The organism is Caulifigura coniformis (genome assembly GCF_007745175.1).
In the GTDB taxonomy this organism is placed as follows: domain Bacteria; phylum Planctomycetota; class Planctomycetia; order Planctomycetales; family Planctomycetaceae; genus Caulifigura; species Caulifigura coniformis.
Window position 1 is genome coordinate 167,310 of sequence record NZ_CP036271.1, and the last position, 19,282, is coordinate 186,591.

Annotated in this window: 23 protein-coding genes and 1 pseudogene; 17 read left to right on the forward strand and 7 right to left on the reverse strand. The window is 64.1% G+C overall.

The window, feature by feature from the left end:
- Window positions 1-4: 4 nt before the first annotated feature.
- A complete protein-coding gene (locus Pan44_RS00720; protein WP_145026258.1) occupies window positions 5-1,390 on the reverse strand; it encodes a hypothetical protein in 1,386 nt (461 codons plus the stop codon).
- A 334-nt stretch (window positions 1,391-1,724) separates the two neighbouring features.
- Here Pan44_RS00720 and Pan44_RS00725 point away from each other — a divergent pair, with 334 nt between their 5' ends.
- The 4 genes from Pan44_RS00725 to Pan44_RS00740 all read left to right on the forward strand — a co-directional run bounded on the left by Pan44_RS00725 (window position 1,725) and on the right by Pan44_RS00740 (window position 6,522).
- Window positions 1,725-3,641: a PQQ-dependent sugar dehydrogenase gene (locus Pan44_RS00725; protein WP_145026261.1), complete on the forward strand. Its 1,917-nt coding sequence runs from the start codon at window positions 1,725-1,727 to the stop codon at window positions 3,639-3,641.
- A gap of 103 nt (window positions 3,642-3,744) precedes the next feature.
- Entirely contained in the window at window positions 3,745-4,485 is a 741-nt protein-coding gene (gene ispD, locus Pan44_RS00730; RefSeq protein WP_145026263.1) for a 2-C-methyl-D-erythritol 4-phosphate cytidylyltransferase, read from the forward strand.
- A 112-nt stretch (window positions 4,486-4,597) separates the two neighbouring features.
- Window positions 4,598-5,374 (forward strand): sterol desaturase family protein, encoded by a 777-nt coding sequence (locus Pan44_RS00735; protein ID WP_197453728.1) that lies wholly within the window; start codon window positions 4,598-4,600, stop codon window positions 5,372-5,374.
- Window positions 5,375-5,508: 134 nt separating this feature from the next.
- Window positions 5,509-6,522, forward strand: coding sequence for a sugar phosphate isomerase/epimerase family protein (locus tag Pan44_RS00740; protein WP_145026269.1), 1,014 nt, complete (start codon window positions 5,509-5,511; stop codon window positions 6,520-6,522).
- Here Pan44_RS00740 and Pan44_RS00745 read toward each other — a convergent pair.
- Together Pan44_RS00745 and Pan44_RS00750 are read right to left on the reverse strand one after the other, a co-directional pair.
- Window positions 6,519-7,826: a glycosyltransferase family 4 protein gene (locus Pan44_RS00745; RefSeq protein WP_145026275.1), complete on the reverse strand. Its 1,308-nt coding sequence runs from the start codon at window positions 7,824-7,826 to the stop codon at window positions 6,519-6,521. The two genes, Pan44_RS00740 and Pan44_RS00745, sit on opposite strands and share 4 nt — an antisense overlap.
- A 272-nt stretch (window positions 7,827-8,098) precedes the next feature.
- Window positions 8,099-8,779: a 7-carboxy-7-deazaguanine synthase QueE gene (locus tag Pan44_RS00750; protein ID WP_145026278.1), complete on the reverse strand. Its 681-nt coding sequence runs from the start codon at window positions 8,777-8,779 to the stop codon at window positions 8,099-8,101.
- A gap of 146 nt (window positions 8,780-8,925) precedes the next feature.
- On the opposite strand from Pan44_RS00750, the gene Pan44_RS00755 reads away from it, so the two are divergent.
- On the forward strand, window positions 8,926-9,723 hold the full coding sequence (locus Pan44_RS00755; protein ID WP_145026281.1) for an alpha/beta fold hydrolase: 798 nt from the start codon (window positions 8,926-8,928) through the stop codon (window positions 9,721-9,723).
- Between the two features lie 2 nt (window positions 9,724-9,725).
- On the opposite strand, the gene Pan44_RS00760 is transcribed toward Pan44_RS00755, so the two are convergent.
- From Pan44_RS00760 to Pan44_RS00775, 4 genes and pseudogenes are all read right to left on the reverse strand, one after another.
- Window positions 9,726-10,148 carry a carboxypeptidase-like regulatory domain-containing protein gene (locus Pan44_RS00760; protein ID WP_145026284.1) on the reverse strand — a complete coding sequence of 141 codons (423 nt, stop codon included), beginning with the start codon at window positions 10,146-10,148 and terminating at the stop codon, window positions 9,726-9,728.
- Window positions 10,149-10,221: 73 nt separating this feature from the next.
- Window positions 10,222-11,265, reverse strand: a pseudogene (locus Pan44_RS27710) (DUF1559 domain-containing protein).
- Window positions 11,266-11,398: 133 nt separating this feature from the next.
- Window positions 11,399-11,959 (reverse strand): ParB N-terminal domain-containing protein, encoded by a 561-nt coding sequence (locus tag Pan44_RS00770; RefSeq protein WP_145026287.1) that lies wholly within the window; start codon window positions 11,957-11,959, stop codon window positions 11,399-11,401.
- Between the two features lie 40 nt (window positions 11,960-11,999).
- Window positions 12,000-12,302, reverse strand: coding sequence for a hypothetical protein (locus Pan44_RS00775; protein ID WP_145026289.1), 303 nt, complete (start codon window positions 12,300-12,302; stop codon window positions 12,000-12,002).
- 191 nt (window positions 12,303-12,493) lie between these two features.
- Here Pan44_RS00775 and Pan44_RS00780 point away from each other — a divergent pair, with 191 nt between their 5' ends.
- The 12 genes from Pan44_RS00780 to Pan44_RS00830 all read left to right on the forward strand — a co-directional run bounded on the left by Pan44_RS00780 (window position 12,494) and on the right by Pan44_RS00830 (window position 19,267).
- The gene (locus Pan44_RS00780; protein ID WP_145026292.1) at window positions 12,494-13,336 is read left to right on the forward strand and encodes a hypothetical protein; all 843 of its coding nucleotides are present in this window, start codon (window positions 12,494-12,496) and stop codon (window positions 13,334-13,336) included.
- Window positions 13,337-13,441: 105 nt separating this feature from the next.
- The gene (locus tag Pan44_RS00785; protein WP_145026294.1) at window positions 13,442-13,918 is read left to right on the forward strand and encodes a hypothetical protein; all 477 of its coding nucleotides are present in this window, start codon (window positions 13,442-13,444) and stop codon (window positions 13,916-13,918) included.
- Window positions 13,919-13,965: 47 nt separating this feature from the next.
- Window positions 13,966-15,222: a phage major capsid protein gene (locus Pan44_RS00790; RefSeq protein WP_145026297.1), complete on the forward strand. Its 1,257-nt coding sequence runs from the start codon at window positions 13,966-13,968 to the stop codon at window positions 15,220-15,222.
- A 122-nt stretch (window positions 15,223-15,344) separates the two neighbouring features.
- Window positions 15,345-15,887, forward strand: coding sequence for a hypothetical protein (locus Pan44_RS00795; RefSeq protein ID WP_145026300.1), 543 nt, complete (start codon window positions 15,345-15,347; stop codon window positions 15,885-15,887).
- Window positions 15,884-16,045 carry a hypothetical protein gene (locus tag Pan44_RS27180; protein ID WP_197453729.1) on the forward strand — a complete coding sequence of 54 codons (162 nt, stop codon included), beginning with the start codon at window positions 15,884-15,886 and terminating at the stop codon, window positions 16,043-16,045. The genes Pan44_RS00795 and Pan44_RS27180 overlap by 4 nt, the downstream gene beginning before the upstream one ends.
- Before the next feature lie 63 nt (window positions 16,046-16,108).
- Complete coding sequence (locus Pan44_RS00800) at window positions 16,109-16,378, forward strand: hypothetical protein (protein WP_145026303.1); 270 nt, start codon at window positions 16,109-16,111, stop codon at window positions 16,376-16,378.
- Entirely contained in the window at window positions 16,375-16,659 is a 285-nt protein-coding gene (locus tag Pan44_RS00805; RefSeq protein WP_145026306.1) for a hypothetical protein, read from the forward strand. The genes Pan44_RS00800 and Pan44_RS00805 overlap by 4 nt, the downstream gene beginning before the upstream one ends.
- Window positions 16,659-17,015, forward strand: a complete 357-nt coding sequence (locus Pan44_RS00810) for a hypothetical protein (protein WP_145026309.1) — start codon at window positions 16,659-16,661, stop codon at window positions 17,013-17,015. The genes Pan44_RS00805 and Pan44_RS00810 overlap by 1 nt, the downstream gene beginning before the upstream one ends.
- Window positions 17,016-17,081: 66 nt before the next feature.
- The gene (locus tag Pan44_RS00815; protein WP_145026312.1) at window positions 17,082-17,510 is read left to right on the forward strand and encodes a hypothetical protein; all 429 of its coding nucleotides are present in this window, start codon (window positions 17,082-17,084) and stop codon (window positions 17,508-17,510) included.
- A 12-nt stretch (window positions 17,511-17,522) separates the two neighbouring features.
- On the forward strand, window positions 17,523-17,978 hold the full coding sequence (locus Pan44_RS00820; protein ID WP_145026315.1) for a hypothetical protein: 456 nt from the start codon (window positions 17,523-17,525) through the stop codon (window positions 17,976-17,978).
- A 47-nt stretch (window positions 17,979-18,025) separates the two neighbouring features.
- Window positions 18,026-18,532: a hypothetical protein gene (locus Pan44_RS00825; RefSeq protein ID WP_145026318.1), complete on the forward strand. Its 507-nt coding sequence runs from the start codon at window positions 18,026-18,028 to the stop codon at window positions 18,530-18,532.
- A gap of 63 nt (window positions 18,533-18,595) precedes the next feature.
- Window positions 18,596-19,267: a hypothetical protein gene (locus Pan44_RS00830; RefSeq protein ID WP_145026321.1), complete on the forward strand. Its 672-nt coding sequence runs from the start codon at window positions 18,596-18,598 to the stop codon at window positions 19,265-19,267.
- The last annotated feature ends 15 nt before the right edge of the window (window positions 19,268-19,282 follow it).

The following is a 19,282-nucleotide window of genomic DNA, read 5'->3' on the forward strand; positions in this document are numbered from 1 at the left end:
CCCCCTACTGGAGCAGCCGCCTCAGGGCGGCTGCAACTGTTTTCTCGCACGGCCCCGTCAGACACCACGTCTGCTCGTAACCGCCGCGATCCGTGTAGATCGAGTCGGGACCGTAGTACCACACTCCGCAGTCGCCATACCCGGCCACGCATACGAATCCGCCCGCCCGTCCCGTGTGCTGCGCCAGGAGTTGATGCTCGACAAACGGTTCACCCGGAAGGTGAGCAATGTCCAGCGCGCCGATCCTCAGTCGAGTGATCGTCGGCCGATCCCCCGCTTCGAGCCGCTCGCGAAACGCCAGGAAACATGCCGCCTTCAGCCGGACTCCCGCCGACTGGGCGTCGCTGAGTTGCTGGCGCAGCGTGACCAGGTCGTACGGGGCGTCGTCACGAATCATGAAGGGAGCCTCGACCGCATCCCAGCGGATCGCCGCATCGTCGAGTGCTGCAGGCGCCACGTCACAGTCGGCCCGGCCGTGGATCGCCGCATTCGATTGCTGCATGGCCTCGAACAATCGCGTCGTCAGCCGCTCGCGGGCCTCCGGCGTCCCGTCGTTGTATTTCCCGAGGGTGATGTTCCCTCCGCATCCGTTGAAATGGATCGTCGGAATCCCAGTCGCCTGCTCCGACCGCTCGCGCGCCAGGCCCACTGTGTCATAGGAAACCCGGCCGCCCGAAGTCGTCTGCGGGTGGGTCGCGTAGTAGTGCAGTTGGACAATCGCCCGGTCGCTGTCGAAGAAGGTCAGGGAGCGAAGCCAGGGATCGATCAGCCCCTCGTCGGCGTCCCGGATTTCTGGTTCCCGCGTCACACTGAAGCGGATGCCGATAGAGCCGTCTGCACGCCGGACCCGGCGATTCGCGCCGACCTGCTTCACGCGGGCCTTCGTGCCGACAATCCGGACCACAGGCCGCAACGTCTCCCGGGCCTCCGTCACGGCCTTGGAGGCGGCGTGGGCAACCGTCTCCTGGAACTGCTGGTGCGCGAGGAACCGTGGATGCGCTTCCCCGAACAGGATGCGGGCGGCATCGGTGTCGAGGACGGGGGCCGTATGTTGATGGAGCGACTGCAGGGCGACTCGCTCGGGGGTCGTTTCGGCAGCTTCGGCGATGGCCCGCCGCAGCCGGAGGTCGCTGGAGTTCGCGATGCCGCAGAAATCGACAGCGGCGAGAACGTAGGTGTTCGATCCGTTCTGGAGGATGAGCCCCTTCATCAGTAGCGGGTGTTCGATCGATTCGACACGGGGGATGAATCCGACACAGGGGCCGTCGCCGACCGGCGGCGTGACGTCGACTCGGAACGCCGCCGCGCGGAGATCCGCCGCGTCGGCCGGCGCGAGGCGGCCAGCCATCAGGACAAGAACCGCGACCAGCGGCCGAGTGACGAAGCCCATCGAACTGTTCTCGCTCCTGCTATCGGTTTCGCGGGTCGCCTCCTGGGGTCATCCCGGAATGAATGGAGGCGCCCGGACCACTGTAGCTTGAACAACCTGGGACAGGATCGGAATCGAAGCGATTCGGACGTGATTGGAACTGACGCTGGCGATCCCCGCCGGCGCGCACCCGCGAACGGTCGTACTCAGGAACAATGCAGTCTTCGCACCACTGTCTCACACAGCGGAACGCGCCGCGCCGATCTCGAACGCCAGACGCGTGACGATCTCCCTGTCTGGCGGTTATCGTGGACGGTCCTGCATACCGACCCGTCCCCACCACAGGTACTCACCGATGCTGCGGTCCCTCCAAACATTTGCTGCCGCGGCCGGCGCCTGCGCGGCGCTCGCCCTGAATCCGGTCGCTTCAGCGAACGAGCCCAATACGCTCACCGCTTCGGAACAGAAGTCGGGCTGGAAGCTGCTGTTCGACGGCAAGTCGGCCGACGGATTCCGAGACTACCAGAAGGACGCCCTCAACCCGGCCTGGATCGTGAAGGAGGGCGCGATCCAGAAGTCGGATAAGGCCAGCAACATGATCACGAAGGAGAAGTTCGGCAGCTTCGAACTCTCCCTCGAATACAAGATCTCCGAAGGGGGCAACTCGGGCCTGATGTTCCACGTCACGGAAGAAGAGAAAATGCCGTGGCAGACGGGACCAGAAATCCAGCTCCAGGACAACAAGGCGGGACACGATCCGCAGAAATCGGGCTGGCTGTATCAGCTCTACCCGGCGATGAAAGATCGGGTGACGGGCGAAATCACCGATGCGACCCGTCCCGCTGGCGAGTGGAACCAGATTCAGCTTCGCGTCACGCCGGCCGGCAGCGAAATCAACATGAACGGCATCCGGTACGCGACGTTCAAGAAGGGAAGCAAGGACTGGGACGAGAAGGTCGCGGCCAGCAAGTTCGCGAAGCATGCGAAGTTCGGAAAGGCGACGGAAGGACACATCTGCCTGCAGGGAGACCACGCCGGCCAGATCGCCTTCCGGAATATCAAGATCCGCAACTTGCCGGACGATGGCACGGCCCCGAACCCGATTGATCGCGAACTGCCGCTGAAGGTGACGCAGGCGTTCCCGAAGCTGACCTGGACCGGCTGGTCGCCGGAAGATGAGGCGGGCCGGCTGCAGAGCCATCGTCCGATCCTGCTGACGCATGCCGGTGACGGAACGAATCGCGCCTTCGTTCCGACGCAGCACGGCGTGGTGCACGCCTTCGAGAGCAAGCCGGACGTCGAAGCGACGAAAGTCTTCCTCGATATCACCGATCGCGTACTCTACCGCGACAAGGAAAACGAGCAGGGCTTCCTCGGGATGGCGTTCCATCCGAAGTTCAAGCAGAACGGCGAGTTCTTCATCTACTACACGTCGAGCAAGATTCCGGCGCCCGAAGGCAAGGCCGCGCCTTGCATCGTGTCGCGGTTCCGCGTGTCGAAGGACGATCCCAACAAGGCTGACCCCGCCTCCGAGGAACAGATCCTCCTGATCGAGCAGCCGTTCTGGAACCACGACGGCGGGACGATCGTCTTCGGACCGGACGGCTACCTCTATATCGCCCTGGGAGACGGCGGGGCCGGCAACGATCCGTTCCGCAACGGCCAGAACACCAGCAAGATCCTCGGCAAGATCCTCCGGATCGACGTCGACAAGAAGGAGAATGGCAAGAACTACGGCATTCCGAAGGACAACCCGTTCGCGAACACGAGCGGCGCCGCTCCGGAGATCTTCGCCTATGGCTTCCGGAACCCCTGGCGGATCGCATTCGATCGCAAGACCGGACACCTGTGGGCCGCGGATGTCGGACAGAACCTGTGGGAAGAGATCGACATCGTGTCGATCGGGAAGAACTACGGCTGGAATTTCCGCGAAGGGACGAAGCCGTTCGGCAGCGTCGCCGAGCCGGCCGCGTTCGAATCGGTGGCACCGATCTGGGAATACGACCACCAGGTGGGCAAGTCGATCACCGGCGGGTTCGTTTACCGCGGGAAGAAGTTCCCCGAACTGGAAGGGAAGTACCTGTACGCCGATTACGTCAGCGGCCTGATCTGGGCGTTGCACTACGATGAAGCCACCGGCAAGGTAATCGCCAACGAGGGGATCCCGAGCGAGAAGCTGCCGATCGTGAGCTTCGGAGAAGACGAAGCGGGCGAAGCGTACTTCATGGTGGTGACGCCGAACGGGAAGGGCCTCTACACCTTTACGAAGTGATCCTGCTCTCGGACGTCGCCTTCCGGGATGATTGAGAGAACGTTCGTTCGCGGCGTCGTGATCCACAGGTCACGACGCCGCGTTCATGCTGGAGGTTTCCAAGATGCCCTCGTTCGCCGTCATCCTGCCCGCCGCGGGCAGCAGCTCGCGTTTTGGCGATCCTCGTCGCAAAAAGCCGTTCATCGACCTGAAGGGAAGGCCGGTGTGGGTGCGCTCGCTCGAATTGTTCCTCAGCCGGGACGACGTGAAGCAGGCGCTGATCGTGCTGCCGCCGGATGAGATTGAGTGGTTCAAGGAGAAGTTTCGCGCGAACCTGGCGTTCATGAACGTCGAGATCGTGGCCGGCGGAAAGGAGCGCGCCGACAGCGTTCAGAATGCGCTCGCCCGGGTGCGGAGCGACATCGATTTCGTAGCCGTGCATGATGCGGCCCGGCCGATGATCGTGAAGAAATGGATCGAAGACGTGTTCGCGGCCGCGATCCGGGATGGAGCGGCCATTCCCGCTTTGCCGATCTCCAGCACCGTCAAGAAAGTCGATCGCGACCGCAAGATCGTGGAGACCATTCCGCGCGACGGATTGTGGGCCGCACAGACTCCGCAGGTGGCCCGCCGCGACTGGCTGCTCGATGCGTTCGGAAAACGGGGGACGCTGGCGGCCACCGATGAAGCCCAGTTGCTCGAGAACGCGGGGCGGGGCGTCACGATTGTCGAGTGCTCGCCACTGAACCTGAAGATCACGACCCAGGAAGACTTCAAAATGGCCGAGGCGCTCGTCGACATGCTGCCCCGGGAAAAGACGCTCGGCCAGTTACATCCGTTCGCGGATGAGCGGTTCATCGTGTGAGAGAGGACGCCGGCCAGCGCCCAGCGATGGGAACCGCAACGCGGGCATCTTCGGGGTTTGGCGTGCCGGTTCAGGACCGGAGCAGAGGGGCCGTGCATCAGGAGCAGGACCATTGGTCGAGCTGATCGAATGGCTGCGGATCGCGCCGTGGTGGCAAGCGGTGCTTGTGCTCCTGGCCGAGAACGCATTCATCCTGCTGCTGGCGGTGGCGTTCGGGGAGTGGCTGACGCGGAGCTGCCCGGAGCGGCGCGTCGCTTATCCGCCCCCTCCGCTGGCCCGAATCGAAGTGGCGATCGCCGCCAGTGCCGTGTTGACCAATACGGTCACCACGCTGATCGGGCTGGCGCTATGGCGCAAAGGGATTATCGGGTTTCGGACGGACGTCGGATGGCGGGCGTTCGGCGAAGTCGTGGTGCTGCTGCTGGTGATGGATGCGGCCATGTACGTCCTGCACCGGTTGGCCCACCATCCGTGGATCTTCCACTGGCTGCACCGGATGCATCACGACTACGACCGCCCGCGGCCGTTGACGCTGTTCATTCTCAATCCGGTTGAGAACCTCTCGTTTGGCGTGCTGTGGCTGGTCGTGCTGTGGCTGTTTCAGCCGTCCTGGCTGGGGATGTCGATCTACCTCGTGCTGAACGTGCTGTTTGGCACCATCGGACACCTGGGGGTCGAGCCGTTCCCCGCATCGTGGCAGCGATGGATCGTTTTGCGTGACATTGCAGGCAGCACGTTCCACGCACGGCATCACCAGGATCTCGGCTGCAATTTCGGTTTCTACACGTTGATCTGGGACAGGATGTTCGGCACGCTGCGGAACGACTACCGCGAAACCGTCGGCCAGCTTCCGGACTGGGTCCGGTCGCCGTCCGAACCGAAGAATTGATGCGGCTCGTGCGCAACGAGCCAGGAGTGATTCCCGACGGGGAGGGCAGGAAGCGGGTGTTGACGCTTCCCATCGCGCAACGAGCGAACAACAATTCCGGCCCACTCTGTTTTTTGCACGAAACGATTGCTGACATGCCTGCCCAAATTCTTCTCAGCGCCTTCGCCGACGAAGCCGCCAACCACAAGACCGCCGTCGAACAGTTCTCCGCCCTCGCGGCCCTGGGACTGAAGTATTACAGCCCGCGTTTCGTGGACGTCACCGGTGCCGGGACGGTGAAGCACGTCGTCGCTCTGGATGACGCGGAACTCGCGAAACTGGCCGACCTGCAGAAGGAATACGGCCTGTCGGTCACGAGCATCGGCTCGCGGATCGGGAAGGTGAAGCTGACGGACTTCGCCGACAAGTCGCACAACAAGTACGTCGACCCGGCCGAGTACATGAAGACCGAAGTCGCCTCCACTCTGAAGGCGGCGAAGGCGCTGGGGGCGAAGCTGATCCGCGGGTTCTCGTTTTACCAGCCGGCCGGCGACGATCCGTGGAAGTACATCGATGCGGCGGTCGAACGCCTGAAGCCGATCGTCGACGCCTGCGGTGAGGCGGGACTGGTTTACGGACTCGAAGTCGAAGCGAACCTGATCGGCCAGAACGGTCGGTTGCTGGCGGCGCTGACGGAGAAGACCGGCCGGAAGAACATGGTCTGTATCTTCGACGGCGGAAACCTGTCGTCGCAGAACATGACGTGGATGGAAGTGTTCGACGAATACGCGGCGATGCGGGATCACATCGGCTGGATCCACATCAAGGACTACAAGGTCGACCGCGACCTGAAGTGGACGGGCGTCGTCGACGAAGAGCGGCTGAAGAACTTCGTTCCGGCCGACGTGGGCGACTCGGCCCACGAAGCGATCCTCCGCGATTTCAAGTGCGTCCTGCCGAAGCTGACGGAGCGGATGCAGTCGCTCGGCGCGCCGGGCGTGTTCCTGGAACTCGAGCCGCACCTCAAGGGGGGCGGACAGTTCGGCGGGTTCAGTGGGCCGGACGGCATGGGCGTGGCCGTGCGGGCACTGTGCTCGGTCCTCGATTACGTCGGGATCGGCTACGGCCTGCGGACGATGGACGACATCAAGGCGGCCCGCGGCTTTTAGGCTGTTCTCACGGCCGCTGGCGACTGCGAGGACGCGCCTCGCAGGATCGCCACGGTCCGGGACGCCAGCGCGGCCGGGGAATGGCTCGCGCGCACTCCGCCATAACCGCGCTCGGCCCTCTGCAGCCGCAAGGCGGGATCGGTCAGCGCGGTGAGGAGTTCTCTGGCGAGCGACTCGGGGTTCTTTGGTTCGGCCAGCCAGCCTCCACCAGTGCTTTCGATCAGTTCCGGAAAGCTGCCATGGGCGGGCTGCACGACGGGCGTTCCATTCGCCAGTGACTCGAGCACATAGAGTCCCTTCGGTTCGAGGAACTCGGTTGGCACGGACACGACGTCGCAGCTCTCGAAAAATGCGATCTTGTCGCGGAGAGACGCCGGGCTGCCGGCATAGTGGAAGCCGTCACCCCAATTCGACGTTCGACGCCTGAGCGGTTCGAAGTAGGCCTCGTACTGCTTCGAGTAGTAGCCGCCGACTTTGAGGCATGCGTCCGGAATCGACTTGCGGACGAGTTCCATCGCATCGACCAGGTGATGCAGCCCTTTCTCGGGCGCCAGGCGTGCAAAAAAGCCGACTGTCGGCGAACGGGCTTCGCGGAGGGTCGGGCGGCCCATGTGCTCGGTCGCGTCGATGGAGAGCGGCAGGAGCTCGATGCGCCCCGGTTCGATTCCGAGATAACCGGCCATGTAGTCGCGATAGAACCGCGTGTGTGTGAGCAGTCGATCAAAGGCCGGCAGGCGATCGCGAATGGCCGCTGTGGCCCTCTCGCGAAATTGGGGAGGCAGGGCGTCGAGGAAGACGTCGTCTCCCTGGAGCACGGCGAACATTGGCTGTCCAACCCGTTCGCGGATGCGGGTCGCAATCCCCGACAGCAGGACGTTACTGAGGATGATGGCGTCGGGCTTCAGTTCGGCGAGGAAGCTGGCCAGCTCATCAATGGCCGCCGCTTCAGGACCGCGCTCCCCTTCGAGCATCGCCAGCGTGAGATCGCCCAGTTCGGAGTAGTTGTTGCGCGTTGCGAGCCGGGAGACCAGGTTGAGGAGAACGGGACTGTCGAGCCAGCGCTTGAGCGGCCGCGGAACGGAACGCCAGAGCCTGGATGTTGCGTCGAGATAAACATTGACGCCCCCGAGGAACACCCGGCTGACATCGCCGCTGACAGGCTCGTCCAACCGCAGCGGGGTGTAGGTCGGGACGAGCGAGACTTCGTGCCCCGCCTCGATGAGAGCGCGAGCCCAGGCGTTGTCGTGCATGCACGAGCCGCAGAACATCCCGGCCCCGCCGGCGGTGATGATGGCGATGTGCATGGGGGCGGGAGGCGCTGAGGATGCAGGACGACTGATTGTAGAAGGTCACCACAGAGGCACAGAGATTGGGAGAAGAGGGAGATCGCGGTCGGGATGATGGAGTTCCGCTTCGTGATCCAATTGGTCAATCCTCATTGGTCAATCGTCATTTGTCATCGGGTACGACTCGGCTCCATTTCAGACCGGCGGCCGTTGCACGATCCGCGATCTCCCTCTTCTCTGTGCCCTCTGTGTCTCTGTGGTGAACCTTCTTCCGCCGAAAGTGAGCGGCGTCAGGTTCCGCGTTTGTTTCCGAAGAGTTCGATGTGCAGTCTTCGGCAGAGTTTCCAGCCGCGTTTTTCCGCGGCGTCGCCGAGCCAGGCGCATTTTTCGGCGTGCGGGTTGCGATCGATCGCCTGGGGCATCAGGTAGACCCTGGCGGGATCGAGGTGCGGGAATTCTTCGAGGTACTTCGCAACGTCGTCGAGATCGTCCGGCCGGTCGACGACGAACTTGAGCTGATAGTCGTAGTCGGTTGTCAGCCGGTTGATCACGTCGGGGCGATGTCGGCGGGCGTCATGACGTTCGGCCCAGCCGGTGTCGGGGTTGGGAGTGGAATTGGCGCGTTTGGGGCTGATCGACATGAGATCGGCGGGGAGATTGAGGTCGACGGTTCCGGCGGTCTCGATGGTGATGTGTTTGCCTGCGTCCTTGAGGCGGGCTGCGAGGTCCGCGACGTCCTTCACCAGCATCGGCTCGCCGCCGGTGATGACGACGTGGCCGCAATGGAAGGCGGTCGTTTCCTCGACGAGGGAATGGACGGTTCGTTCCTCGCCTTCGGGGTTCCAGGAGGTGTAGGGCGTGTCGCAGAACCAGCAGCGCAGGTTGCAGCCGCTGGTCCGGATGAACACGCTGGGAACGCCTGTGAGCCGGCCTTCTCCCTGGATCGAATGAAAGACTTCCGCGATACGCATGGTTTTATTGGAACGGGAGAGTGCTGGGTTTGCACGCGTGGCGATCGATTCTCGCGGTGTGCCGCTCCGTGCGCAGGAGATCGCCCGATCGCGGCTTCTCGGGCGGGCGCCGCGTGGTACTCTGGATTCCTCCGAAAGGCAGCAACATGCAGCAGATGATCGACACTTCGCGCGGCTCGTTTTCCGTCGACGACTCCGGAGAGGGGACGCCGCTCGTGCTGCTGCACGGATTTCCGCTGGACCACTCGATGTGGAAGGACCAGATCGCACGGTTTTCGTCGACGCACCGGGTGGTGGCGCTCGACCTGCGGGGCTTCGGAAAGTCTCCCCCGCGGAACAAGACGGTCACGATGGCCGAGTTCGCGGATGACGTGGCGGCCGTGATCAAGGCGATGAAGCTTGGGCCCGTGGTGCTCTGCGGGCTGTCGATGGGGGGCTACATCGCATTCGCGTTCCAGGAAAACCATCGGGACCTCCTGAAGGGGCTGATCCTGTGCGACACGCGGTCGCTCGCGGATATGCCGGAGGCGGCGAAGGCGCGGCGCGTCACCGCGGAGCGGGTTCTGAAAGAGGGAACGTCATTCCTCGCGGACACGATGCTGCCGAAGCTCTTCGCCGAGAAAACGGCGCTGACCCGGCCGGAGATCGTCGATGCGACGCGGCGCGTGATCGAGTCGGCCAATCCGGCCGGAGTCTCGGCCGCGGCCCGTGGCATGGCCGAACGGCGGGACTACTCGGATGACCTGGCGGGGATGGACATCCCGTGTCTCGTCATTGTGGGAGAGCACGATGCCATTTCGCCGGCGGATGAGATGACCACGATTGCCAACCGGATGCCGCAGGCGGAATTGAAAGTCATTCCGAACGCGGGGCACATGGCGCCGCTCGAGAATCCTCCCGCGGTGAATGAGGCGATCGAGGCGTTTCTTGAACAGCTTGGCTGAAATTACCTGGCGGGCTGCAGGACCTTGCCCTCGGACGTGACGTCGATGTCGATGGTGTTGGAGCCCGGCTCAACGGTTTTCTTGAGTTCCGACTTGCTGTTGTACTTGGCCGGGATCCGTTCGGGCTCGGCCTTCGTCCCGCTTTCAGGGTCGGCGCGGCGGAGCGTTGAGACCTTCACGGTGTGTTCGCCTGGAATTGCGCCCTTCTTGTCGTCCGTATAGACGAGCTCATAGTAGCCGTTTTCATCAGTGCCTCCGAAGGAGGGACGGCCGGATGCGGGTGTGAAGGTGACGAATGCGTGCGGCAGGGGGGCACCGTCCAGCTTGACGGTGCCGCCGACGGTGGAGAGTTCTGGCCCGCTTGATCCGCAGCCGACGGTGAGCATCGAGAGCAGGACCCAGCACGAAACGTGACAGAGCTTCATCTCGCATCCTCCGCGAAGGCAGCCGCTCCTGACGAGCGGCTGCCGGCGATTGCGTCAAAGACCTGCCCGAAGACTAGAAGTCGCCGAGCACGAGCCCGTCGGCCCGTGAGCCGAGGCGCTGGTAGATCCCGTAGCCGAGCCCATTGTTGGTGCGGTCGTAGGGATTGGCCGCGACCCAGAGGAGCGTCGTGTGCTGGATGTTTTCACTGATGAAGCGGACGGAGCCGTCGCAGAGGACGAACTGCGCGCCGCCTTCGTGCTGGCTGGAGAAGGCGTCGTTTCGCTCCGGCGCGTTGCCGTTCGGCGGGGGTACAGTCAGGACCGGGAGGTTCATCGCATCCTGGGTGGTGGCCATGAAACGCTGGCTTTGGGCGTTGTTGCCTGTGCCATCGATCGCATATCCGAGGTCATAGTCGACAGCGCCGAAGAAGCGGCAGTTCTCCGTCTGCGTCCAGCAGACTTCTCCGAGGGCGATCGTGTTGGTCGTGCCGTCGGTGATATCGCGGAGCTGGATCGAGCTATCGCGGTAGAACAGGCCGTTGCGACGATCCTGGTTGGCGTTGGGCCACCCACCCTGGTTTCCCTAGTAGGAACCAGCGGATGCCTTATAGCTGGCGACGGCGGCGGGTCGAATGGTGCCGATGAGGCCGGCGCCTCCCTGATTGCCGGTGGGGGGGGCGATATCGGACGGACAGCGAATCATTGGAAGTGCAGTGCCTGCCAGTCTCGCGTTGTTCACAGAAGCCGGGATTGACGTGTTCTGGATCGGAACGTTGAAGTCGAACTGGTTGAACAGCGGCGCTTGATCGATGAAGGGCAGGACGTAGGTTCCCCAGGCGAAGCCCGTGCCGCCATCGCCTGCGGCGCCGGCGTTGTCGACAGTTCCGTCCCAGGCGCCGCGGAATTGCTGGCCGATCGGAAAACGGCCGTGCACATCGAGATAGTTGTGCAGCGCCAGCCCGAATTGCTTCAGATTGTTTTTGCATTGAGTTCGCCGGGCGGCCTCTCGGGCCTGCTGCACGGCCGGTAAGAGCAGGGCGATCAGAATCGCGATGATCGCGATCACCACCAGCAGCTCAATCAGCGTAAAGCCCCTCTTCCGCAACAGAAGCGACATGCCAATCTCCCCCGAGAATTGGATGTTCTTGAGCCGTGGGCAAGAACTTGCCGTCCAGAAGCTATACGGCTCGGTCCCATTGAGGGTACCCGCGGCATTTTTGCGGCGTCAATCCCTTCGCGGAATTCTCGGGTCAGTCGGACACGTGCAGGCGGATGCTCGGCGCCTCTGACAGGAGCTGGTTGAGCCTCGTCTGCGCGGCGGCCCAGGCCTCGTGCGGGATCTCCAGCGTGGCCGTGACGACGTCCGGCTTTTCATCGACCTCTTCGAAGTCGTCGTCCATCGGCCGCATGAGCAGATCGGTCAATTGCCGCTCATCGAACCCGGTGAGCGTCGCATCGAAGTCGGGAAGTTCGTGGAGGTCAGCCAGCAGTTCGGCCAGGCGATCCAGCTCCCAGTCGCCGCCGACCTCCGCGTTGTTGAGAGTGACGTTCAGGGCTTTTTCCCGTTCGAGAGTGAGATCGACGACGACACAGTCGACCTCACTCCATCCGCGGTGCTTCAGAACCTCCAGACGCTGATGCCCGCCGACGAGGTGTCCGGTGCGGCTGTTCCAGACGAGCGGCTGCACGAGGTCGAACTCATTCAAGGAGCGGGCCAGTTTCTCAAACCGGGCGTCTCCCGGCTTCAGGGCGCGGCGCGGGTTGTAGGGGGCGGGAACGATCTGCGTGACGGGTAATCGTTGAATGTTCATGAGCGTGAAGGCGACCTGATTCTGTGCGGCGGAATGGGACTCAGGCTGCGAGGAACTCGTCTTCCGACTCGGCGACTCCGCAGCGTTCCTGTGCGGAGAACCTCGCCCGCAACTCCCGTTTGACCTGGGCCAGGCAGCGGCTGATGTGCCCCTTGGGGTGATCGAACACGTTTCCGATGCCGTCGAGCGGCCATCCGGCGCTCTCCTTGAGCGCGAGCATCGCGAGGTACCTCCATTTCTGAAGGTCGGTCTTCGCGTAGTGGATGAAGATCAGGTCCCACTGCTGCTCCGTTCCTGAGCGGGGCAGGACGACTTTCTGGCCGTTCGGTCGAATCATGGACATCGTGGCGCCTCGTCAATCGGTTTGGTTTTTGATGTCTTCAGGGTGACTCTGGTAACAACGGCGCGGGAAGGGGGCTTTCCGGAAGTTTCTCCGCGCGGAGGAGCGCCGCCGTGTCTCTCGTCGCTTTCAAAAATTGCGCGCAACCACGTCCGTGACTTTTGAAGGCCCAACATCGAGACAGGAGCACAGGCATGGCGGTGAGTCGGCTGAGAGAACAGGTGGCGGACTGGCGGGCGGTGGCGGAGTTCGACCAGTCGGCTCGACTTCTGAGGAACATTGCCCTTTCCGGATGCGAGTCGAAGAACGGTTATCGCTATTCCGAGTCAGCGCTCCGGCGTGCGGCGCGGCTTTACGATCAGAAGCCGGTCTTCCTGGATCATGCCGGCCAGGCGGTGGAAGCGGCGGCCCGGAGCACGCGGGACCTGGTCGGATCGATCGTGAATCCGCGATTCGACGCGGGCCGCCTGCGCGGCGACGTGCGGGTGCTCGAGACCGAATCGGGCCGGACGTTCCTGGCGCTGGTGGAGGGAAACACTCCGGGCGTCGGGATGTCGCACGTCGTCCTCGCGCAGCGCTCGGTGGATGGCACGACGGTGGAGCGGATTGAAGACGTGATCTCGGTCGACGTGGTCGTGCGTCCGGCGACGACCTCGACATTCCGGGAATCGGAGGACGGTCCTCCGCGGCGACCGGATGTGGACTTCCGGGAAGCCGAGGAAGTCCGCGAGCCGGCCGTTTCCGAATCGGCGCCGCCCGGTCCTGGCAGCGCCGACAAGGGAATGATGGACGAGGTTCTGCCGCGTCTGGTGTCTGTTCTGGAGCGTGTCGAGGCGGCGCTTGAGAAAGCGGGCGGGGTGTTGGCTGCGGGGGCGGGCGTCCAGGAGGAGGCGCATCGTCGCAGGGACGCGACCGCCCCCGCAGGGGTTTCGTTGCTGGAGCGGATGCGGCCCGCGCGGGCGACTAGCTCGCCGAGGCTTGAGGGGGGCAGCGGCCTGTCGAGGGGTGCATTTGTGGCCGCCGTTCGCGGGCGATGAGGGGGCGAAAAGCCCGGCGTCTTCCTGTGTGTGCAGGCCGGGTCTTGGTGGTCGGTCGGATTCTGGCTTCAAGAAGCCGGGCTTTTTCCAACGGGGATTCTGTCGATGAACAAACTGCGTTTTCGGTCCGGGCAGGTGCAGCTGGTGAAATGCCGCGTTGATGCGGGGACAGTGATCGAGGCGGGGGACATGGTGTGGCTGGACGGCGACGACGTGAAACCGGCATCGGCGTTCACGTGGACGACGAACCTGGCGACGACTCAGGGAGCCTTCGCGGCGAAGTTCATCGGCGTTGCCCACCAGCAGTCGAAGGACGGCGACACCTCGCCGGTCTCGGTCGACGTCAGTCCGCTGTCGGTCTACGAGATGGATGTCCCGTCGACGACGTATGAGGTCGGGGCAATGCTGGGGCCGGATGAATCGTCCAGCGCGCTGCAGAACCAGCAGCTGGAAACGGCCGTGGCCGCGGCGGCGATCGCCAGGTCGGTGGAGTTCAAGGCGACGGCGTCCGGGACGCTGCGGGTTTCGTTTGCTTCGGCGTTCAGCGCGGCGAGCGCGAACGTGAATGCGGCGGTGGGCTGAGCGGGGCGCGTCAGGGCGGACGCGGCCAGCGTCTGGAGCTCAAGGGAATGCGGTCCGACGCTGGCAGCGTCGGCAACGAGATTGTCCTCTTTTACACATCATCGGATGGAACGATGCCACAGTTGCGCGCGTTGATCGAATCCCACGGGCCGCGAGGCTTCTATCACAAGGTGGTCGAGCTCCTGAATGAGAAGGAGCTGACTCCGGACGATTTCTCGTACTACGAGTTGGCGGATGCGTGCGGTGTTCTGCCGAGGCTGAAGTCGGTGCAGGAATCGCTGTCTCCGGCGGAGTCGTTGCCGGAGCTGCTGAGCGAATCGAACCCCGGCGTCGGAACCAACCTGTTCCAGGTCGTTTCCGGGGAGCTGATCGGGCGGAAGGTGATCGAAGGTTACGACGACGACAGCGGTTTCATCGGCGACAAGCTGGTGACAGTGCTGCCGAGCCGGCTTCGCAGCCAGAAGCTGGCTGGCTTCACGGCCCTGGCGGGTCCGACGGAAGTCTCCGAGAACCATCCGTATGAGGAGTCGACGTTCGAGGAAAAGTACGTCACGACGCTGGAATCGAAGCAGGGGCGGATCCTGTCGATCACCGAGGAGCTGATTGGGTTCGACCAGACGGGCGAGATTCACCGCCGCGCGATGGCGCTGGGCTACTACCTGCGGCAGGAGCGGGAGCGGACGATCGTGCGGGCCGTCACGGACGCCGGCGCGGCGACCGGACAGTACGTCTACCGTCCCAACGGGGTGGGCATGGAGCTGTACGCCGCGGACGGCAGTCGGCGCAACTACGTCGGCGCGGGCAACACCACGTCGACCTCGTTCAACACGGCGATCCCGCTGATCGACTGGACCGATGTCGAACTCGCGCTGCACTACCGGGCGACGCAGGTGATTGACGACCGGATCGATGGCGATCGCCGGCCGATCGTCGTCCCAGCGAAGCAGATGTTGGTTCCGGAGCGGCTGCGCGGTACGGCCCACAGCATTGTGAGATCGACGGAGGTGACCGTGACGGCCGGCGGCGCCGAAACGAAGTTCGCCAACCCCGTGGGGGGGCTGTTCGAGGTGCTGTCGAGTCCGTTCATCGACGAGCAGGGGGGCCAGGCGGCGAACGACTGGTTCGTCGGCGATTTCCGCCGGCAGTTCGTGTGGACCGAGATCTGGCCCGTGCAGACGTTCCTGCAGAAGAACGACAGCGAAGCGGCGTTCGAGCGGGATGTCGTGCTGCGGGTGAAGGCCCGGTACTACGGCGGCATCAGTGCGGTGGACACGGTGTTCGTGACGAAGGTGGATGGGAACTGAGTGGGTAGTGGGTAGTGGGTAGGAAGCACGAGTGGCGTCGCGCTTTGATGACGACGCTGCTTGAAAGCACCCCGGCTGCTGGGGGGCGGCCGGGGTGCGGGCCTCTACGAAGGGAGACTGCGATGCGGGTGCGGGGTCAGGAGCTGGTGGGAGTGGGATCGCAGCGTGTGTCGCTGGTGCGGGGGGACGGTTCGGTGTTGCCGCTCCTCATCCGGCCATTGCCGCTGGGATTTCATCGTCGCCTGCGAACGCTGGGCCTCGTCCCGCCGCAGCCTCCGATGCGGGTGGCGCGCGATGCGGGCGGCTCGCCGCTGCGGGATGCGCAGGGACATGCCGTCACACTCAGGGACGAGAGCGACGCGGCGTATCTCGCGGCGGTCGAGTTTTACCACCAGCGGGTGGCCGTCCTGGCGGTCGCAGAGGCGCTTCGGGACGACCCGGATGTGGAATGGACCGCGACTCCGCCGGCCGCTGGTTTGACCGAACCGGCGGGCTGGACGGCCTACGCAGACGCCCTGTTTGCCGAACTGGAAGCGGCAGGATTCACGTCCGGCGATCTGACGCGGCTGTGCGGACTGATCTGCCGGGTGAGCCGGTTGCTGGACGAGCACCTGCGGGATGCCCGCGGAAATTTTTCGTTGCCGGACAATGTCGGCCCGGCATGACCACGTCGACTCCGCGGACGCTCGAGTATTTCCTGATGCGGGCGTGTGAGCGTTTCGGCATGCGGCCGGATGAGTTTGAACGGATGAGCTACGACGAACAGGTTCGCCTGCTGGCGTACGACCAGGTGAGGCGCGAGGAATCGGAGTTCACGCTTTAGCGTCAGGAAGCCCGGCTTCTTGAAGTGCAGGCGACGGGAGAAGCCGGGCTTCTGGAGGAACCAATGGACTTGCCGGATTTGACGAGCGTGTCGGGACAGGAACTCAGTGACGAGCAACTGCAGGGGATCCTCGCGCTGATCGATCTCGACATCACCAACCTGCTGCGGGACGGCAAGCTGTCGGCCCTGCGGTATGGAACGCCCGGCGGCGCGGGGGCCCTGACCGATCGGTCGGTCAACCTGCGGGCGCTGCTGGAAGCACGGCGGCAGTACCAGGGCCGGCTCGAGAATCGCCCGGCGTGGGTCACGACACAGGCGGGCTGCTGCTCATGAGCCACGAATTCAGGATCTTTCCGCCAGCGGATGGCGAGGCAGGAGACGGAATGGCCAGGGAGGACGAGCGGCTCGACCGGGTGGTCGAGGCTTTGCAGCAGATCAACGTGAACCTCGAAGGGCTGCGCGTGGCGCTTGTCGATCTCACCGAGACGACGGCCGATCACGAGGACCGGCTGCGGTCGATCGAACGCTGGAAACACAGCCTCACGCCCGTCCTGGCGGCGCTGACGTTCGTGCTCGGCGCGATCTGCAGCCTGGCGATCCAGAAGGTGCTCTGATGATCGATCGATTGAGAGACTCGGAGCTGGACCGGCTGTTCGCCGACTGGTCGCGGCCGGTGATCGTCTGCCGCGTGGACCAGGGGCTGAACTCCGAATTCGACGACCTCTCGGAGAGCGCGACGAACCATGAGGTCGCCGCCGTCCTGTTTCCGCCGAGCACGTCGGCCACCAGGCAGACGGCCATGCAGCACGCGGTGATGGAATGCGTCTTTCTGGTGCGATCGATCGATCTGCCGGACGACCTGCCGCTGACGGCGTGCCGCATCCTGGCATCGGGCCGCGAGTGGGGGGTGATCGAGGTCACGCGTTCGGCCGACGGCCAGACGGTGCAGATTCGCGGACAGGTCACGTGACTGGGGAGTGGGGCGTTGGTGGTGGGTCGTGGGTAGGGATGGTGTTCGTGTTCCTTGGGGAAGGCCATGCAGATTCGCGTTCAGGTGGATGGGGGTGACCTTCACCGGTTGAGGGAGTTAGCCCGGTATGGGGTTCCCGATGCCCGCCGGACGATGGTGGAACGGGGAATGGAGGCAGCACTTGAAAGCACGATTCAGCTGAACCCGGTCGACACGGGGCGTTCGCGGGCGGCCTGGAAGGCCGCTCTGGACGAACTTCGGGGGGAAGCGAATGGGGCGGCCGCTGCTGGCGGGCCGATTGCGGAAGGACTGGCGAGTGGTTCGCTCAATCATCAACACGAAGCGGCGACGACCACGATCTCGGCCACAAACACCGTCCGTTATGTCCCTTTCCTCGAGTATGGCACGACGCGGATGACGCCGTTCCAGATGGTACGGCGATCGCTTGCTTCCGTGCGCGGCGTCATCGCCGGCTGGTTTCAACTGGGCGAATGATTCGAACGGGCCATGATCTCACTCGACGTTTTGACGACCACACTGCAGCGGCATCTCGCCCTGGAACTGCCCGACGGCCTGCCGTTGGCGCTGCCCGGCATCGTCCTCGATGCCGAGACGACGCCGGAATGGATCGAGTTTTCCTGCGACGCGATGGACGGCGTGGCGCAACGTGACTCACCGGCCGAGTTGCGGGACGTCCGTGTGACGCTGCAGGTCTTTGTGCGGACATCGATTCACACGACGCGGATCCAGGCCCTGGCGGAAACGGCACGGGCGGTCATCAGCGGACGGGTGATTGACGTGATCGACCGAACGGCTTCGGACGAGCCGGTGATCGGCGCGATCCGGTTTCGCGAGGCGGACGTGCGCGATCTGACGCGGCTCCACGCGGCCCAGCAGCGGCGACCGTTGAGGCATGTCGTCGTCACGGCGCGGGGCGTCGTGCATGCGTTTGCGGAACAGTGACGTTTCCTGGACGGCTGGATGAGGGAACTCGAACGGAAGGACCACACATGGCGGTTTCTCAACTGACGCGCAACCTGCGCGACGGCGAACTGGTGATCAAGGATGGCTCCGGCACACCGAAAACGCTGACCGTGCTGCTCGATGAGGGAGACCTCTCCTGGACGCAGCGGCAGCGGACGATCGAAGTGAAAGACCGGGGATCGATCGCGGCGGGCCACCTTCGGAAAGGGGATGACGAATCAGTGCAGCTCTCGTTCACTGCGCGGTGGACGCAGTTGCTGGGCAAGTCGGCCAACCCGGCCGATCCGCTGCAGCTCTATGAAACCCTGATGTTCACCGCAGGGTCCGGCATCGCCAGCACGTCGTCTCCCGGGCAACAGGAGACGCTCACCTTCGAATTCACGGTCGTCGATCCGGCCGGAACCGCGAGCGAGAAGATCGTGTTCCACAAGGTTTACCGCGAGACGCTCACGATGTCCGAAGGGGACGACAGCAACGCCATCGCGTTTACGGGGCGGTCGTTCGCGACGGCGCCGGTGGTCTCGCGCGTCTGACGAATTCGGGCCCCACGGCCGAGACGTCCGTGGCACGCATGTTCGCGGGGATGAGATCAAGTCATGTTCACCGAATCACTGACCGTCCGCATCCTGGGAGACAGTTCCGACCTGCAGCGTGAGCTGGAGTCGGTGGTCTCGCAGCTCGACGAGTTTCAGACACGACTGTCGGAGGCAGGCGCCAGCTCGCGCGAGTTGTCCGAAGGACTGCAGGGAGTCGGTGCGGCCGGGGCTCCACTCCGGCAGTTGAGTTCGCAGCTGGCCGGTGTGCAGCGACAGGCCCAGCAGCTCAGCGGACAGACGATCGCACTCAATGTCCAGCCGGCCCTGGCGTCGCTCGCGCAGTTGAGCGGGGCGATCCAGCGGGTGGCAGCGCAGCTGGCGCAGCTTGGTGCAATGAGCGCCACTCCGGCCATCGGCGGAGGTGGAACAGCAAGGCCGGGGCGCATGCCGACGGGATTCGACGCCGCGCCGGCATTCTTCACGGCGGGGGAAGTCGTTCTGAATCACGATTCCACGCAGAGACTCGGGACGACGTTTCTGACAGCCCTTCATCGGGGGACAGCCGGCAGTGCGAGCCAGACACGTTCGCTCCCGGAGACAAACGTCCCGGTCTCGACGACTAACAATCATTTCGGCGGCATCACCGTGAACGTCGCGGAGGCTGGCGGCGTCAACGAGGTCATCCGCGACCTGCGCCTGCAGGGAGCGGCCCTGCGCGTCCGACGCGGATAGAGAGCTTCGTCGCGC